This window comes from Stutzerimonas chloritidismutans (assembly GCF_038562055.1).
Lineage (GTDB): Bacteria > Pseudomonadota > Gammaproteobacteria > Pseudomonadales > Pseudomonadaceae > Stutzerimonas > Stutzerimonas chloritidismutans_A.
In genome coordinates, this window is sequence record NZ_JBCFXD010000026.1 from 1 (window position 1) to 16,317 (window position 16,317).

Consider the following 16,317-nt stretch of genomic DNA (forward strand, 5'->3'; position numbering starts at 1 on the left):
TAGGGCCTGCCGCTTCGGCGTCAGGCCCCGCTTATATGGAGTGAAAAGCTGTGAGCAACGTAACTGAATCGCTTTCGAGTGGGGGACTGATGAAGGCCTTGCGCCTAGACAGCTATGACGCGAGCACCCTGCTTGAAGTCGAAGTCGCAAAGCCTTCGCCACAACAAGGGCAGGTACTGGTAAAGATTAAAGCCAGCGGCGTTAACCCAATCGATGAACGAGCCCCCTGAAAGACAGGACACCGTTTCCCCCTTACGATAAGGGATAGGCAAACGGTTATGTTTATGACTAATAGCAACGATAAGAGTGGGGAGCTTTTGGGTCGGGAGCGGCGGCGCCGCTGGAGCCCTGAGCAAAAGCTGACCATGGTTCGAGAGAGCCTTGAGCCCGGGCAGAGCGTTTCGTTGGTGGCTCGGCGTAACGGCATCAATGCCAACCAACTATTCCTGTGGCGCAAGCTTTACCAAGACGGCAGTTTGTCGGCGGTCAGTGCTGGCGAAGCCGTGGTACCTGCCTCCGAGCTGAGCGATGCGCTCAAGCAGATCCGTGAACTGCAACGGATGCTGGGCAAGAAAACGATGGAAGCAGAAATCCTCAAAGAGGCCGTGGAGATCGCCCGGTCGCGAAAATGGATTGCGCACTCACCCTTGTTGCCGGGGGACGACCAGTGAAGCTGGTCAGCGAATGTCTCGGTGTGGCGCGCTCGCAATTAACGGTTCGAATCAAGCAATCGGCATCCCCCAAAGTACGGCGGAGCAGGCCTGTGAACGATGCTGATCTGGTAGTTGAAATCCAGCAACAGGTCAGCGAACTTCCCAGCTACGGCTACCGCCGCGTCTGGGGATTGCTGCGTCGCGCCCGTGAAACCCAGTCGCTACCGGCGATCAATGTGAAGCGGGTTTACCGGGTCATGCGTGATCACAACTTGCTGCTTGAGCGCCGCATCAAACAGCCCGGTGTGCCGCGTCGGCACGAAGGCCGTATTGCGGTGGAAGCCAGCGATACGCGTTGGTGCTCGGACGGCTTTGAGTTCCGTTGCAAGGACGGCGCCAAACTGAGCGTGACCTTCGCCCTGGATTGCTGTGATCGCGAAGCCATCGGCTGGGTCGCGAGCCCGACCGGGTACAGCGGCGATGATATCCGCGATTTGATGCTGGAAAGCGTGGAGAAGCGCTTTGGTGATCAACTGCCCGCCACGCCGGTGCAATGGCTAAGCGACAACGGCTCGGCGTACACCGCCGAACAGACACGCCTGTTTGCTCGACAGATCGGCTTGCAGCCGGTGACCACCCCAGTTCGCAGCCCGCAAAGCAACGGCATGGCTGAGAGCTTCGTGAAGACGATCAAGCGTGACTACGTGGCGCACATGCCCAAACCGGATCGAGAAACGGCGCTGCGCAACCTGGCAATTGCCTTCGAGCATTACAACGAGCAGCATCCGCACAGCGCTTTGAAATACCGCTCGCCGAGGGAGTTCAGGCGCTTGGCAGCAGCATCAATTTAACGGGGAGTTGGTGTCCGGTTTTGTAGGGGCAAGTCCAGGCATAGCCGGTAGCGTTGTTCATATGGGGTTCCTATTAGTTGGACGTTTCGGATGAAGTCGTTGACGGCTGGGTGATGGTCTTGCGAGACGATCTCAATAGGAGGCATTTCAAGGCGCTCACTGAATCGCTCATGGGCGCTACTCTTGAATCCAGCATTGGCTACCTACCGCATGAGCCGGTAGCCAGATACCGTCAGAAGCCCTCCAGAACGATCTTGCCCTTTGCCTTGCCGCTCTCCAGCAAGGCATGGGCGCGACGTAGGTTTTCGGCGCTGATACGCCCGTAGTTTTCGCCAACGGTGGTGCGCAACACACCCGCATCGATCTGGCGGGCCACTTCATTGAGGATGTTGTGCTGCTCCTGCATGTCCTCGGTCTCGTACAGCGAGCGCGTGTACATCAGCTCCCAGTGCAGCGACAGGCTCTTGCGTTTGAGCGGTACGACGTCCAGCGTGGCCGGGTCATCGATCAGGCCCAACCTGCCCTGTGGCTTCAGTGACTCGATGATCTGCTCGTAATGCCGATCGGTCTGCGTCAGGCTTGCGACGTAGCTGACCTGCGGAAGGCCGATGCGCTTGAGCTCTTCGCTCAGTGGTTTGGTGTGATCGATCACGTAATGGGCGCCGAGTTCGGTGACCCAGGCCTGGGTTTCAGGGCGCGAAGCCGTACCAATGACGGTCAGGCCGGTCAACTGACGCGCCAGCTGAGTCATGATTGAACCCACCCCGCCTGCAGCGCCAATGATCAGCAGCGTTTCGCCACGGTCGGTGGTGTCGCGCGCTACGCCGAGGCGATCAAATAGCAATTCCCAAGCGGTCAGAGACGTCAGGGGAAGCGCCGCGGCCTGGGCGAACTCCAGCGACTGTGGCATCGATCCGACAATGCGCTCGTCTACCAGCTGCAACTCACTGTTGCTGCCCGGGCGGATCAGCGACCCGGCGTACCACACCTTGTCACCGGGCTTGAACAGCGTTACGTCGGAACCGACCGACTTGACCACGCCGGCAGCGTCCCAACCGAGGATGCGCGGCTGTGTTTCGTCTGTATGCGGCACGTAGCCCTGGCGGACTTTGGTATCGACCGGGTTGACCGATACGGCCTTGACTTCTACCAGCAGGTCGCGCGGCCCCGGCACTGGCTCGGGTAGATCGATCTCCACGAGGGCGTCAGGGTTCTCAACAGGCAGGCATTTGAAGTGTGCAATCGCTTTCATTCGGAGCTCCTCAGGAGACGCGGTACATTTTCATGACGGAGAATTTTTCGGCGGCGCGCTCGATAACCGGCAGCGCTGCCTGGAAATGCGGGGTGGCCTCGTGCGCAGTCAGCGCCGCTTCGTCTCGCCACTGCTCAACCATATGGAAGGTGCGAGGCTGTTCTGCATCTTTATGAAAGTCGTATTGGATGCAGTCCGCTTCGGCGCGACTTGGGCCTTGCAGATCCTGCAGCGTCTGCTGGAGCTCATCTTCGGAGCCGGCCTTGGCGACCAATGTGGCAACCAGTGTGAGTGGGGTGGTCATCGAACCTCCTGTCTGTGCATGTGTGAAAGACGCATCGAACTGGCATGGGCTTACCGAAGGTGACCCTACCGGCCATGCCGCGAAGACCTGAACGTGGTTTACAGCGTTACAACAATCTTGCCCACCTGGGCATTCGATTCCATGTACCGGTGAGCCTCGGCCATCTCGTCGAAGCTGAATGTACGGTCGATCACCGGACGCAGCTGTCCAGAGGCGAGCCCTTCATTGATGAAGTGCTTGGCCCGTTCGAGTTTTTCTCGATTCTGGGTGATCTCGAACAGCTGATAACCGCGCAGCGTCAGATGCTTGCCGAGCAGGTCCATGACCGACACAGGGATATCCCGAGTGTCCAAAGCGCCGTACTGGAAGAAGATGCCGTGGTTCGCTAGCGCCTTGAGCACCAAGGCCACTTCGGGTCCGCCAACGGGATCGAAGGCCATGCGAGCGCCTTTGCCATGAGTCACCGTCATGACCTCAGCCACCATGTCCTGCTCCTGGGTCGCGATGACTGCCGCCGCCCCCGCTTGAAGCAAGGCTTCGCGCTTGTCGCTGGTGCGGGTCAGCGCCACAGGAACGGCGCCCACCATGTTCGCAATCTGGATAGCGGCAAGCCCCACGCTGCTGGACGCCGCACGGATTAGCACCGTCTCGCCGGCCTGCAGCCCACCAAGCTCGATCAATGCGCCATAGGCGGTGACAAACTTCATCCAGGTCGCTGCTGCCTCCGTGAAAGAGAGCACTTCCGGGTGTTTGACCACCGCGTGAGCCGGCGCGTTGACCAATTCACCGTACAAGCCGTATTCGTCAAAGGAGAACGCGGGCACTACGCTGACCGCATCGCCAACAGCGAAGCCGACCACACCGGGACCCACTGCAGATACGGTCCCAGCCGCTTCATAGCCCAGCATGGCGGGAAACGTCGGTTCGATGACGTACTGGCCTGTGCGGTACATCACTTCAGCCCGGTTGATGCCGAGCGCCCTGACGTTGATTTGAACCTCGTTCGCGCCGGGAGCCGGCACGTCGATCTCGTCGATCTGGAGAACCTCCGGTCCACCGGTGCGATGAAAGCGTATGACGCGAGACATAGCGTAATCCTCAGCTATCTATCGGAAGGGCCGAGCCATGAGCGGCCCAGCCAGGTAGCCACCAGCGCACATCGGCGCTGAGGCAGCGGGCGATTAGGCCATGACGGCCGTCTTCGCCCCGACGGATCACTTGTAGCGTTCAAGCCAGTGGGCATAGGGAGCCGGCAAGGTCCAGGACGCACGCTCTACGCCCAGCTCTTGGGCGGCAAGATAGGACCAATTTGGATTGGCCAGATGTGCTCGCCCAATCATCGCCAAGTCCAGGTGACCGCTCTTGACCGCTTCTTCGGCAACGCTTGGCGTGCCGAAGCCCCATGCCGAAGCCACTGGTATCCCCGCCTCACGCTTCACGCGCTGGGCAACTTCGCCCATGAAGCCAGGCGCCCAGGGAATGTTGGTTTCAGCGATGGTGAAACCAATGCTGACGCTCAGCAGATCCAGGCCACCATCTTTGAAGCGACGTGTCAGTTCGATAGCCTCGGTCAGCGTCTGTTCGTCCCGGCCGTCGTATTCGATAACCCCTAGACGAGCGGTTAGCGGCAGGTGCTCCGGCCAAACCTCACGAACAGCCGCCAGCGTTTCAAGCAGGAAGCGGCTACGGTTGTCGAAACTGCCGCCGTAGGCGTCATCGCGATGGTTGGAGTGTTCGGAAAGGAACGACTGGGCCAGATAACCATGGGCGAAATGCAGCTCCAGCCACTCGAAGCCAGCGTCACGCGCACGGCGAGCGGCTGCGACGAAATCCTCACGCACACGGGCAATGTCTTCCAGCGTCATGGCTTGCGGCTGCTTGGCCAGGTGACCGCCAAAAGCTATGGCCGATGGAGCGATGGTCTGCCAGCCACGGGCGTCATCTTCAGCGATGTGGTCATCGCCTTCCCATGGACGGTTTGCGCTTGCCTTGCGACCGGCGTGGGCGATCTGCAGGCCGGGGACCGAGCCGGCTGCCTTGATCGACTGCACCACCGGTACGAAGGCCTGGGCCAGCTCATCGTTCCAAATACCCGCACAGCCAGGAGTGATCCGCCCTTCTGGCGCTACAGCGGTTGCTTCGACAATCACCAACCCCGCCCCGCCACGCGCAAGGGAGGCGTAGTGAACACTGTGCCACTCGTTGATCAGGCCATCGTTTGACGAGTACATGCACATAGGGGGAATCGCAATACGGTTGCGAAGCGTGACGTCTTTAAGCGTGAAGGGTTGGAACAGCGCAGACATTGGTTTCTCCGAGGGTTGTCTATTACGTTAATTCGATAGTATTCGAACTATGGAGATAGAGCAAACCCGTGTATGCTTCGTTCATGCGCCCCTACAAACACCCTCCCGTCACTGAAATCGTCCTCGAGCGTCTGCTATACGCCTTGAGCGATCCTGTGCGCCTGGAGATCGTCCGACGCCTTGCCGAACTGGGCGAAGCCAGCTGTGGCGAATTGGACGGTGGCCGACCAAAGTCCACCATGTCCCATCACTTCAGGGTGCTGCGAGATGCCGGGTTGGTCCAAACCCAAACCATCGGCACGACCCATATGAACTCGTTGCGCAGGGATGATTTGAACAATCGATTTCCTGGTTTGCTCGAGACGATCTTATCTCAGCGCGGCTAAGGCTGGCTTGAGAGTCAATTCATCGAGGAAGACGCTGAAGACGGCCTGCTTCGAAACCCTGGGCTCCAGTGAGCTCAGGGACTACCTCGCCGCTGACTGCGGAAGCATGACTAGTCCCGACGTAAACGCCTTCACCGACGACCTGTTCGCCTCCAGTCAGCCAGCTAATTCGGAGAAGGTGATGGCCGTGCTTGATTCGATCAACGCCAAATGGGGACGGGGAACGTTGCGACCTGGTGTGGTACCAGCAGCCCCCGCCTGGAGCATGCGTCGCGAGCTGATGAGCCAGAGTTTCACGACGCGAGTAGATCAATTGTGGCGGGTATCCGCGCGGTAGCCGGCATCGCGCGCCTGCTGTGCTGCTTCTCCTGGAAGGGAAAGGGCCTGGCTGCGGTAATGGATTGCTGATCCGGGCCGTGCTTGTGCCCCTCTACGCACCCGAGCTTGCAATAGATGATCCGTCTCCAAGGCGGTATGCGATCTTACCCATGCCTTGGGTTATTTGGGGTTCAGGAGATGCTGAAACCAACTAAACCGAGGAGCTAGCCATGAACCTGTTTACGCACATTGCCAATCTCATCACCTCTGTCGTCCGGCCAGAAAAAGCGGCATTCACCACGGTCATCTATCCCAGCCAGGGAAAAGCGGTCGTGGTGCATGACGGCCTTGGTATTCGCCAGGAACGTTGGTGGTATCAGGTCGATTCGCTGGAAGATGGGGACACGAGTACGTCGTTCGACAGCATCCTGCAGGATCACACTAACTGGGCTGATTCATTTGACCCGGTAGGCCAGACCCAAGCCGAGGATACTTTCTCAGCTTTCTCATCGACCCACTTCGAACCCATGGAAACCTTCTGGCTCAATCCCGCCAACGGAATGCCCATGCTCGACAGCTGTTTCGATGTCATGGGTAACGCATTCGGCACGGACACGATGACTGACAGCCTGTCGTTTGATCACGGCATAAGCAGCTTCGGAGACAGTTTTTCGTCCTTCGGTTTCGACTAACGGGCAGTCGCCACAGCACTCAGAGGAGTTTGATCATGTCGCCACTTGCACTGGTTGTTAGCTTCATCCTCACATTCGCCATCGGAATTTCCTGGCTGGCCCTGACCCTCGACGCACGCATTGGGCGCAGCAGGCTCGTCCGGCAGATTCCATTGCCACTGGACGTCCCAGCTTCTGGCTATCGTCACAATCCACAATCCCGACTCCGACCAGTATTGGCGGTAACAGGCTGCATGCTGCTACTTCTTTCCGGAATGAGTGCCGCCATCCTCGGCAGACTGGCCACCATGCAACCGGCAGAAGCGGCAGCGGTGTTCTTCGCTTATCCGCTGCTGAAAAGCCTCTGGGGGCAAATCGTGGGCGTGGGGCCAATCGTCTGCGTCGTCATGGCCGTACCCGGAACCTACTGCATCTGTTTCGGGCTCAGGAGCGACAAATGGTGAAGCTACCGTTGCCGTTTGACCTCCACTGCGGCAACAGGCTCATGCTCGAGATGGCGTTAACTTCCAAAATCACCGTCGCGTTGCCAACGGACCTCCGCTACGGCAACGACTCCGGCCCATCGCAGACCAAAAAGTAATCAATCTACGCTAGCGTTTTTAGAGGTATGCCTCAACTGATACGGAAAAGGCGCGGCAGATTCGTCCTTGCCGCTCTATAACTAACACCCAAACTGTAACGATGTTTCTGCAACGCCCAAATTGAAACAGCACGCATAGGGATCAAGAAATGTTTGTCCGTGCCTACCTTCGGGCCTCTACTGCCGAACAAGACGCTGCCCGAGCCCGTTCCGTCCTGGAGGAGTTTGCTGCCGATCATGGCAAGGCCATTGCCGCGCAATACATTGAGAACGCATCTGGTACTCGTGCTGATCGCCCCGAGTTGGTGCGCCTGCTGGCCGATTCCCACCCGGGGGATGTACTGCTGGTGGAATCTATCGACCGACTGTCCCGCCTGCCGGCTGAAGACTGGTCGAAGCTCAAGGCCGCCATCGACGGAAAAGGGCTGCGAATCGTGGCTCTAGATCTCCCAACCAGCCACCAAAGCATGGGAATGTCAGGCCGCTCAACAGTGGCGTTTTTGTACGCATGAGAACCTGGCTGCTTACTGATCAAACCCTGCTCCTTCATCAGGCCCCTGACCTTGAAGCGACCTACTTTGACGCCCTCATCCTTGAGCATGGCAACGATACTGCGGCTGCCAGCTGAACTACGGCTTTGACTGAAAAGTTCGCTAATACGGCTGCGTAAACCCACCCGCCGAACATCAATGCGACGGCGCCGAGCCATATGGGCGTAGTAACAGGAACGAGGCAGTTCAAACACTGAACACAGCAGTTGAACTGGGTAGCGTGCTGCTAACTGCCGAATCGACTTCAACGTCTGCGCCCGTGCTCCTCGGCCATCAAGAGCGCAGTGGCCTCCTTTAAGATTTTCTTCTCAAGCTCCAGCCGGTTGATGCGGGCTTGAAGCTCCTGAATAGTCTGCTGCTCAGGCGTAAGCGCTTTGGCTGTGGGGGTGATGCCACCGCGCTCCAACTGCAACTGGTTGACCCAGCGCCGCAGTGCGGTCTCACCTACATCAAGGGATTTGGCTGCCTCAGGACAGCTGTAACCCTGGTCGAGCACTAGACTGGCTGCTTCGCGCTTAAACTCGGGGGTGAAAGTACGTCGTTGTCTGCTCATCGAACACCTCTGAATGGCGAGCATTCTCGCCCTAAAAGGGTGTCCAGGATTAGTAGACCACTACACGTAGCCATATTCCTTCTATGGCGTTCAACTGTCTAAGTTCGTCACGAGCTGCAAATTCAAGGACCGCCACGCGCGGGCGACGGCATCACCACTCGTCTGGTCATAGCTCGATTTGTGGAACATACGTTCGTAGATCTAAACAGATATCTCGTAAGCAGACGAAACCACCTCATCGTCGCTCGAACGGGAGAGTCTAATGAAAGCCATCGTTTACAACGGGCCACGCGACGTCAGCGTGCAAAATGTCCCAGACGCCAAGATCGAAAAACCTACCGACGCCGTAGTGCGCATCACCACTACCAATATCTGCGGCTCTGACCTGCACATGTACGAGGGCCGCACCTCGATGGAGACGGGACGTGTTTTCGGTCACGAGAACCTCGGGGAAGTCATCGAAGTCGGCGCCGGCGTAGATCGCATCAAGGTAGGTGATCGCGTCTGTTTGCCATTTAATATCGGCTGCGGTTTCTGCGAAAACTGTGAAAAAGGTTTGACCGGTTTCTGCCTCACGGCCAACCCCGGCAGTGCTGGTGCTGCTTACGGGTTTGCCGATATGGGCTCATACCAGGGTGGTCAAGCAGAACTGCTGCGTGTGCCATATGCGGACTTCAATTGCCTGGTGCTGCCAGAGGATGCGCAAGAGAAAGAAAACGACTACGTCATGCTGTCAGACATATTCCCCACCGGATGGCATGCCACTGAACTGGCTGGCCTGATGCCGGGTGAAAGCATCGCCATTTACGGTGCAGGGCCAGTGGGCCTGATGGCAGCTCATGCCGCGATGATCAAAGGCGCCTCGCAAGTGTTCGTGGTCGACAACCATCCGGATCGATTGAAATTGGCCGCGCAGATGGGGGCCACGCCAATCAACTCCCTGGAGAAAGAGGCGGTTGATCAGATCCTCAACCTGACTCACGGCAAAGGCACTGATCGAGGTTGTGAGTGTGTGGGGTACCAGTGCTGTGACAATCACGGCCATGAGGCCAATCACCTGACGATGAACAACCTGGTAGCTTCCACCAAGGCCACGGGTGGCATCGGCGTCGTCGGGGTGTTTGTTCCTCAGGATCCGGGCGCGAAAAATGAACTGGCGAAGGAAGGCAAAATGGCCTTCGATTTCGGCGCGTTCTGGTTCAAGGGCCAGCAGATACGCACCGGGCAAGCCAACGTCAAAGCCTATAACCGCAGGCTTGCGGAGCTGATCCATCACGACCGCGCCAAGCCTTCGCAGATCATCTCTCACAGCCTGAAATTGGCGGAAGGGCCCGATGCGTACAAGCATTTCGATGCGCGAGATGAGGGTTGGACAAAGGTCATTCTGAAGCCGGCAGCCTGATCGAACGGCTGTATGGATCTGACGCCCTGACGATATCGCCGGGCGTCAGCCCAAAGACCCGCCTACTCGCGCTTACAGTATGGCCGCTATGTATTTACCGACCACATACCACCTGTCGTCCGCTCGAAATGCGAGCGCGGTTGTTGCGCAAGATGATCAAGGGAAAAATGGTAAGCGTACTGACTTCGATGGTCGACCCGCTGCGCTTTCCGGGTGGGGAGATCGTCGACCTTTACAGTCAACGCTGGGAAATCGAGCTGGGCTATCGGGCGATCAAGCAGAGACTGCTGGGCGGCGAATATACCCTGAGAAGCAAGACGCCAGAGATGATCGCTCAAGAGCTATGGGGTGTGCTGCTGGGCTACAACCTTTTGCGCTACCAGATGGTACTGATGTCCAGGCAGTGTCCCGGTGTGTACCCCTGCGAAATGAGTTTCACTGCCTGCAGTTGGGCCATCTTGGGGTTGCTGCATGGCACGTCACTGAACCATCCCGGCAACTTGCCAGGATTTCTGAGAGATTTGCAGGCATCAGCCGCTCGATATGTTTTACCCCATCGGCGACCTGATCGATGGTTCCCACGCGCAGTCGTTGGACACGCTGTCAAATCGACACATAGACGGCACCTCGTGCGAATTGAGACTCGCACGGGTCCCCATGTTCATTGGGGAATCTGCCAGTGATTTACGTTAAATCAATAACCAGGGGTTCACTCGTAGATGAAAGCCCCTCCAGAATGAATGGAGGGGTGGCCTGATCGGAGATAACCGCTTCGAGCAGCTTTCAAACAAGTGTTTCAGTGACGAAGGGCTTGAGCTGGCCAATGAACGTTTTACCATGTTCGAACCAGGCTTTGCGCACTGCCGACTCGATATATCGTTGGTAGTCCTCCGGGCTTTGGAACCAGCATTCGCCAATCGCGTGAACCGGCCCTACATCCAGGTATGGCACATGGGTATCGGCAGGGTTTTCAGCCACCAACCTAACCTCATATTTAAACAGGCCAGGGATACCCTCACTCATCTGATAGTGACGCAAACATTCCTGGCGGAACATAGGCTTTACCAACAAGTAGACAATTCGGATCATCGCGAACATTCCTTATACATGCGTCTGAGGAGAAGAAGGTTGAAGTGCGGGCGTAGCGTCAACTTCGCTGTCATCCAGATCGTCAAGGTGAATACCTTTGTTGTCGGGCAATAGCATCAACGCAATCACGGCAATGGCATACCTGATGCAGCCAGCCTCCATGATGAAAAGCTCAAGGGAGCTGACTGCATAGGCAACCCTAGCGCGAAGCACGGCGCGCTCCCAGCTGATCCAGAAGTGAGCTGCAAGGGCGTGGAACCATGCGTACGTGCCGGAAGCGATATTAATATATTGACATATATGAATATCGAGAATAGCCTACCCATAACCGCGCTAGAAACCTCAGGAGGTACTCCCATGAAAGATTCCAGCGATACCCGTCCGAATCACCTTCCCGACAGCAGCTACGGCCTGTTTATTGACAACCAATGAGTTTCGGACGAATACGGTGAAGCCCTCGACATTATCAACCCCGCCAACGGAAAAATTCTCACCAACATCCCAACGCCACAGCTGCCGACGTCGCCCGCGCGGTGCAGGGCGCACAGCGCGCCTTCGTGACCTGCACCGCTCGGACTCTTCAGACCTCGTTGATCCATGTTTTTTCGACCTACGACATCGAATATTTCAGATATGCAGGTAAGCAAAATGACACAATCAGAACTTTTCAAAACGACTCAGCTGGGCCCATACACCCTCAAGAACCGTATCGTTCTGCCGCCACTGACGCGTTCGCGCAGCTCCCAACCCGGCAATATTGCGAACGACCTAATGGCCACATATTACCGTCAGCGCAGCGGTGCTGGCTTCATGGTGACCGAGGGCACACAGATCGAACCCCGAGGACAGGGTTATGCCTGGACACCTGGCATTCATAGCCCGGAACAGATACAAGGCTGGCGTAAGGTCACCGACGCTGTTCACGCCGAAGGGGGGGTGATCTTTGCTCAACTTTGGCATGTGGGCCGCGTGTCGCACACATCGCTGCAACCCGGTGGTGAAGCGCCCGTCGCGCCATCAGCCATCCGCGCGGACAACGTCAAGGTGTTCATCGAAACTGGCCCCGGCACGGGTACACTGGCCGACCCTTCGACCCCACGAGCCCTGTCCACCAAGGAGGTAAAGGAACTGGTTGAGCTCTACGCCCAAGCAGCCCGAAATGCTTTGGACGCAGGTTTTGACGGGGTGGAGCTTCACTGCGCGAACGGGTACCTGGTAAACCAGTTCATTTCGGCCCATACCAACCAGCGTGATGATGAATATGGCGGTTCGCTGCAGAACCGTCTTCGCTTCCTGCGCGAAATCACCCTCGCTGTTGCTGGTGTGGTCGGCAAGGAGCGCGTTGGCGTTCGCTTCGCCCCGCTGTTCGCGACCACAGACGAAGACCGCGTCTACCTTGGTCTGGTCGAAGAAGATCCTCATCAAACCTACATCGAGGCAGTGAAGATCCTCGAGGAAGTGGGCATTGCCTACCTGTCGCTCGCCGAAGCCGATTGGGAAAACGCACCCGAGCTGCCTGAGACGTTCCGGGAAGCTGTTCGTAAGACATTCAGCGGCAAGATTATCTATGCCGGCAAGTACACCGCTGAACGAGGAAATCGCGTGATAAAAGCTGGCTGGGGCGATCTGATCGCTTTTGGCCGCCCCTTCATTGCGAACCCCGACCTGCCCGCTCGTATCGCCAACAACTGGCCGCTTAACCCAGTTGATCCAAGCACCATGTACGGCGGTACCGATAAGGGCTACACCGACTACCCGACTTACAAATCCTAAACGCTCAATGCCACGCCCCATAACTCAGGGGCGTGGCTCAGCGATTGTTGACCGAGGAAGTTAAGCATGTACCAACCGAGCACGATCCCCTACCAAGAGCATAGGGGATTCAAACGAACCTTCAGGCAGGGTCATCTAAGCCTTGGGCTGTTCTTTCCCCTGGAGGCTTTCGAAGGTGATACACCGAGCATGCTAGATCAGGTCGCGCTGGCCAAACGTGCAGAGGCACTTGGTTTTTCGGCGCTCTGGTTTCGCGACGTCCCACTCAGGGACCCAAGCTTCGGCGATGTCGGCCAGGTTTTCGACCCTTGGGTGTATCTGGGCTACATGGCAGCCCATACAACAAAAATCGCACTAGGCACCGCCTCCATCGCCCTTACTCTGCGTAATCCCTTGCACACGGCAAAGGCCGCAGCGAGCATTGATCAGTTGAGCGGAGGTCGCTTGCTCCTGGGAGTAGCCTCTGGCGATCGTCCCGTGGAGTTTCCCGCATTCAGCATTGATCCAGAACAGCGTGGCGAGACCTTTCAAGAAAACCTCAATGTGATACGCCAAGCCCATCGAACACACTTCGAGCCCATTCGCTGGAGTCACGGCGAGTTACTGGGGGCCGATCTCGTTCCCAAACCTACGACTCGGGAAATACCGCTATTCGTAACCGGACACAGCCGCCAGCCGCTCGATTGGATCGCGCGTGAAAGCCATGGATGGATCAACTATCCACGTCCGCCAAAAATGCAGCGACTCATCGTGGAAGATTGGCGACAGGAAACGGCTAAACAATGTGGCACTATCTACAAGCCGTTCTTGCAATCGCTGTATATCGACCTGGACGAACACCCATCCACGCCACCCTCGCCTATCCATCTAGGATTCCGACTGGGACGTAACCACCTGCGGGCCTTGCTGGATACACTTCAGGAAATCGGTGTAGATCACGTCATCCTGAACCTCAAGTATGGTAAACGCCCCGCAGCAGAGGTTATCGAGGAACTTGGCAAACATATCGTCCCGCAATTCGGCGCACAGGTGCCCGATAGTCCTACCTGACAGGGCAATAGGATTCCAGTCCAAACCAGCCCGTCATTGCGACGGGCAGGCGCGCAGAGATCATGGCGAAGCCTTCCAATTTGATGCGCGAATCAGGAAGATATCTAGATATCGAAAAAAACAGGTCTCAAAAAATTCATGACTATTGACGTCAACGAAGCCCTGAAAGCATTGGCGAACCCGACGCGCCTTGCCATCCTCAATTGGCTCAAGGATCCCAGGACAGTCTTTCCCGAGCAGGAAGTCGACCCAGAAACGGTAGGCGTGTGCGTCAGTATCATCCAAGAGCGCACGGGCCTCTCGCAGTCAACGACATCGCTTTATCTCGCAGCTCTACAGCGCGCGCAATTGGTGACATCGCAGCGGATCGGCCCCTGGACCTACTACAAACGCCACGATGAGAATATCGATGCCTTCTTCAAGGCGCTGCAAGAAAGAATCTAGGGCTGCACACCCTTGTATTTCTGACTGATTTCAGTCTTTGCCGATGTCAAAAACAGCAATCTGACCAAATAACGATCAGATCATCCGAAGCTTCGAGTGATCGAATAGCATTACCAGTGATGCGGTGCGCGGAAAAAACGCTCCTATAGCAAAACTGCCACTTGACAACGCTGAAACCAGGGCTGTACACGCAAAAGACAGCACACTCCAGAGAGGGACGCGAAGCCCTTCAAGTGCTCTTCTACGGCCAACCTTCTTTAGGGGGCAGCCGCCACGGCGTCGACATCCCACGCCAGCCCCTGGCGCGTTGGGTGATCCAAAGTGGCGAGCAACTGCAACCGTTGCTCAACCTGATGCGCGACAAGCTGCTGGACTACCCCGTGTTGCACTGCGACGAAACGCGCTTGCAGGTGCTGCATGAACCGGGACGCGACCCCTCGGCACAATCCTGGATGTGGGTGCAAAGCGGTGGGCCGCCGGACAAGCCGGTGATCCTTTTCGACTACACAGCCAGCCGCGCGCAGGAGGTGCCGCTACGCCTGCTCGATGGCTACCGCGGCTACCTGATGACCGACGACTACGCCGGTTACAACGCCGTGGCTGCACGACATCGGCAAGGTGGCCGTCGATCTGCTGGTCGAGCTGGCAGACGGCTCGCTGTGGCATCCCTGGCACGGCCCGCTGCACCAGTCGTACCGCTTCCGCTACCGCGAAGACCGCGAGTACCGGTTGCACAGCGCCGCAACAGGGCTGCTCTACCGCCAATTGCTCGATGGTCCGCTCCTAGACTGGCTCAGCGGCTATCCGTCTCTGTGGGCACCATTGCTCTACGTCTTGGCCGGGCAGTACGAGCACGCCGGCGTGCTGGGTGAACTGGTCGTGCAGGCTGATCGCGCTTCTGTGGCACAGGAACTGGGCGGCGATCCCGCGCGCGCCATGGCCGCGCCCAGGCACGCGCTGCAACGCAAGCTGCTGGACGGGCTGCGCTTCCTGCTCAAGGAACAGTTGAAGCTGAATCAGCCGGAAGCCTCCGATGGCTGGCTCACTGAGGATGGGCTGTGGCTGGTGAGCAAGACTGTCTCGGACAAGCTGCGCGCGCACCTGCTGTCTCAGGGGATCGACGGCATTCCTGCGAACAACACCGCCGTCTTCAACGTGCTGCAGGACCACGGCATGCTCCAGCCTACCTCAGACGGCAAGGCGGTCTGGCGCGCGACCGTGACCAGTGCGACCGGCTGGTCCTACTCGTTCACCCTGTTGCGCCTCGCGCCCGCGCTGATCTGGGAATCCGGCGAGCGGCCAGCGCTTTTCGCAGGCACGGTGGCGATCGACACGACGCCAGCGGAAATCAACGGCAGTGCACCAGGCACACCGCCCGCGGTCGTGGGGCAGCCAGCACCCGAAGGTCAGGAGACTCCCCCTTGGGAATGCCCTCGCAGCGATACCGCCTTGCCGACTGCGGCCCCGCCCGTGCCCGACGTCATGGAGGACATGCTGCCGATGGTTGGATTGGATGGCACGGCCGACATGGGGAAGAGTGAAGAGCCAGTGGAGAAAGTCCCTGCCCAGCCTGACGTTCCTGCCCCAACCACAGCCGCAGCGTCTCCCTTGCCACTTACCCCTGCGCCTGGACCTGCATCAACTCCAATAGTCGCGATACCATCCGGGGAGCATTTCATGACGTGGCTGCAACAGGGAGTCGCCGCGCGGCGACTCATCATCAACGACGCCAAGGCGCTCGTGCATACGGTGAGCGACACCGCCTACCTGGTCAGTCCCGGCGTGTTCCATCGCTATGCGCAGGAACATCCCCAGGTGGATGCGCTAGCCAGGCAGGACAAGCAACAGGATTGGCAGTGGGTGCAAAAGCGCTTTGAGAAACTGCAGCTACACCGCAAGCACTCAAATGGCCTGAACATTTGGACCTGTGAAGTCACGGGCCCGAGGAAGTCCCGCCGACTGCATGGCTACCTCCTCGAAAATGGGTCCTTGGTATTCGCCGAAATACCGCCCAACAATCCCTATCTTGCTTTGACTCAGGAAGGATGACGCGACTCGGGCAGCGACCGTCACCACCGTGTGGCGACGATCAATGCCCCGCGAAGCTGGCAAC

Annotated in this window: 16 protein-coding genes and 4 pseudogenes; 14 read left to right on the plus strand and 6 right to left on the minus strand. The window is 57.9% G+C overall.

Translation table 11 applies throughout. The annotated features are described in order from the left end of the window. Nucleotides 1-50 precede the first annotated feature (50 nt). Both AAGW23_RS21495 and AAGW23_RS21500 read left to right on the plus strand, forming a co-directional pair. On the plus strand, nucleotides 51-230 hold the full coding sequence (locus tag AAGW23_RS21495) for a hypothetical protein (protein ID WP_127838526.1): 180 nt from the start codon (nucleotides 51-53) through the stop codon (nucleotides 228-230). Nucleotides 231-284: 54 nt separating this feature from the next. After that, a protein-coding gene (locus AAGW23_RS21500; RefSeq protein WP_371263641.1) for an IS3 family transposase occupies nucleotides 285-1,504 on the plus strand; the annotation gives its coding sequence in 2 pieces (ribosomal slippage) (nucleotides 285-630 and nucleotides 630-1,504; 1,221 coding nt in all). A 232-nt stretch (nucleotides 1,505-1,736) separates the two neighbouring features. Here the strand turns inward: AAGW23_RS21500 and AAGW23_RS21505 are convergent. From AAGW23_RS21505 to AAGW23_RS21520, 4 genes are all read right to left on the minus strand, one after another. Continuing rightward, entirely contained in the window at nucleotides 1,737-2,756 is a 1,020-nt protein-coding gene (locus tag AAGW23_RS21505) for a zinc-binding alcohol dehydrogenase family protein (RefSeq protein WP_003288728.1), read from the minus strand. A 10-nt stretch (nucleotides 2,757-2,766) separates the two neighbouring features. Continuing rightward, entirely contained in the window at nucleotides 2,767-3,060 is a 294-nt protein-coding gene (locus AAGW23_RS21510) for a putative quinol monooxygenase (protein ID WP_033999984.1), read from the minus strand. A gap of 98 nt (nucleotides 3,061-3,158) precedes the next feature. Continuing rightward, nucleotides 3,159-4,148 carry a zinc-dependent alcohol dehydrogenase family protein gene (locus AAGW23_RS21515; protein ID WP_033999986.1) on the minus strand — a complete coding sequence of 330 codons (990 nt, stop codon included), beginning with the start codon at nucleotides 4,146-4,148 and terminating at the stop codon, nucleotides 3,159-3,161. A 126-nt stretch (nucleotides 4,149-4,274) separates the two neighbouring features. After that, nucleotides 4,275-5,366 (minus strand): NADH:flavin oxidoreductase/NADH oxidase, encoded by a 1,092-nt coding sequence (locus AAGW23_RS21520; RefSeq protein WP_025297874.1) that lies wholly within the window; start codon nucleotides 5,364-5,366, stop codon nucleotides 4,275-4,277. Between the two features lie 83 nt (nucleotides 5,367-5,449). Here AAGW23_RS21520 and AAGW23_RS21525 point away from each other — a divergent pair, with 83 nt between their 5' ends. The 5 genes and pseudogenes from AAGW23_RS21525 to AAGW23_RS21545 all read left to right on the plus strand — a co-directional run. Further along, nucleotides 5,450-5,752, plus strand: coding sequence for an ArsR/SmtB family transcription factor (locus AAGW23_RS21525; protein ID WP_172767913.1), 303 nt, complete (start codon nucleotides 5,450-5,452; stop codon nucleotides 5,750-5,752). A 106-nt stretch (nucleotides 5,753-5,858) separates the two neighbouring features. Continuing rightward, a complete protein-coding gene (locus AAGW23_RS21530) occupies nucleotides 5,859-6,089 on the plus strand; it encodes a DUF4113 domain-containing protein (protein WP_079381875.1) in 231 nt (76 codons plus the stop codon). A gap of 211 nt (nucleotides 6,090-6,300) precedes the next feature. Continuing rightward, nucleotides 6,301-6,762 carry a hypothetical protein gene (locus tag AAGW23_RS21535; RefSeq protein ID WP_032904189.1) on the plus strand — a complete coding sequence of 154 codons (462 nt, stop codon included), beginning with the start codon at nucleotides 6,301-6,303 and terminating at the stop codon, nucleotides 6,760-6,762. A gap of 35 nt (nucleotides 6,763-6,797) precedes the next feature. Further along, the gene (locus AAGW23_RS21540; protein ID WP_042927603.1) at nucleotides 6,798-7,205 is read left to right on the plus strand and encodes a hypothetical protein; all 408 of its coding nucleotides are present in this window, start codon (nucleotides 6,798-6,800) and stop codon (nucleotides 7,203-7,205) included. Between the two features lie 286 nt (nucleotides 7,206-7,491). Beyond that, a pseudogene (locus tag AAGW23_RS21545) lies at nucleotides 7,492-7,812 on the plus strand (recombinase family protein); the annotation flags it as partial. On the opposite strand, the pseudogene AAGW23_RS21550 reads toward AAGW23_RS21545, so the two are convergent. Further along, nucleotides 7,806-8,446: pseudogene (locus AAGW23_RS21550) on the minus strand (transposase); the annotation flags it as partial. The pseudogenes AAGW23_RS21545 and AAGW23_RS21550 overlap by 7 nt on opposite strands. 262 nt (nucleotides 8,447-8,708) lie before the next feature. On the opposite strand from AAGW23_RS21550, the gene AAGW23_RS21555 reads away from it, so the two are divergent. After that, nucleotides 8,709-9,848: a glutathione-independent formaldehyde dehydrogenase gene (locus tag AAGW23_RS21555; RefSeq protein WP_033999988.1), complete on the plus strand. Its 1,140-nt coding sequence runs from the start codon at nucleotides 8,709-8,711 to the stop codon at nucleotides 9,846-9,848. After that, entirely contained in the window at nucleotides 9,815-10,531 is a 717-nt protein-coding gene (locus tag AAGW23_RS21560; RefSeq protein WP_196740286.1) for a transposase, read from the plus strand. Before AAGW23_RS21555 ends, AAGW23_RS21560 begins: the two co-directional genes overlap by 34 nt. 100 nt (nucleotides 10,532-10,631) lie before the next feature. Here the strand turns inward: AAGW23_RS21560 and AAGW23_RS21565 are convergent, their stop codons facing one another. Then, complete coding sequence (locus AAGW23_RS21565) at nucleotides 10,632-10,937, minus strand: 4-methylmuconolactone methylisomerase (RefSeq protein WP_033999990.1); 306 nt, start codon at nucleotides 10,935-10,937, stop codon at nucleotides 10,632-10,634. A gap of 648 nt (nucleotides 10,938-11,585) precedes the next feature. Here AAGW23_RS21565 and AAGW23_RS21570 point away from each other — a divergent pair. The 5 genes and pseudogenes from AAGW23_RS21570 to mobH all read left to right on the plus strand — a co-directional run. Beyond that, nucleotides 11,586-12,710 (plus strand): alkene reductase, encoded by a 1,125-nt coding sequence (locus AAGW23_RS21570; RefSeq protein ID WP_034000002.1) that lies wholly within the window; start codon nucleotides 11,586-11,588, stop codon nucleotides 12,708-12,710. A gap of 66 nt (nucleotides 12,711-12,776) precedes the next feature. Continuing rightward, nucleotides 12,777-13,760 carry an LLM class oxidoreductase gene (locus AAGW23_RS21575; protein ID WP_003291626.1) on the plus strand — a complete coding sequence of 328 codons (984 nt, stop codon included), beginning with the start codon at nucleotides 12,777-12,779 and terminating at the stop codon, nucleotides 13,758-13,760. Nucleotides 13,761-13,898: 138 nt separating this feature from the next. Continuing rightward, complete coding sequence (locus tag AAGW23_RS21580; RefSeq protein WP_012464920.1) at nucleotides 13,899-14,204, plus strand: ArsR/SmtB family transcription factor; 306 nt, start codon at nucleotides 13,899-13,901, stop codon at nucleotides 14,202-14,204. A 266-nt stretch (nucleotides 14,205-14,470) separates the two neighbouring features. Next, nucleotides 14,471-14,807: pseudogene (locus AAGW23_RS21585) on the plus strand (IS66 family transposase); the annotation flags it as partial. After that, a pseudogene (gene mobH, locus AAGW23_RS21590) lies at nucleotides 14,805-16,253 on the plus strand (MobH family relaxase); the annotation flags it as partial. The pseudogenes AAGW23_RS21585 and mobH, both read left to right, overlap by 3 nt. Between the last annotated feature and the right edge of the window lie 64 nt (nucleotides 16,254-16,317).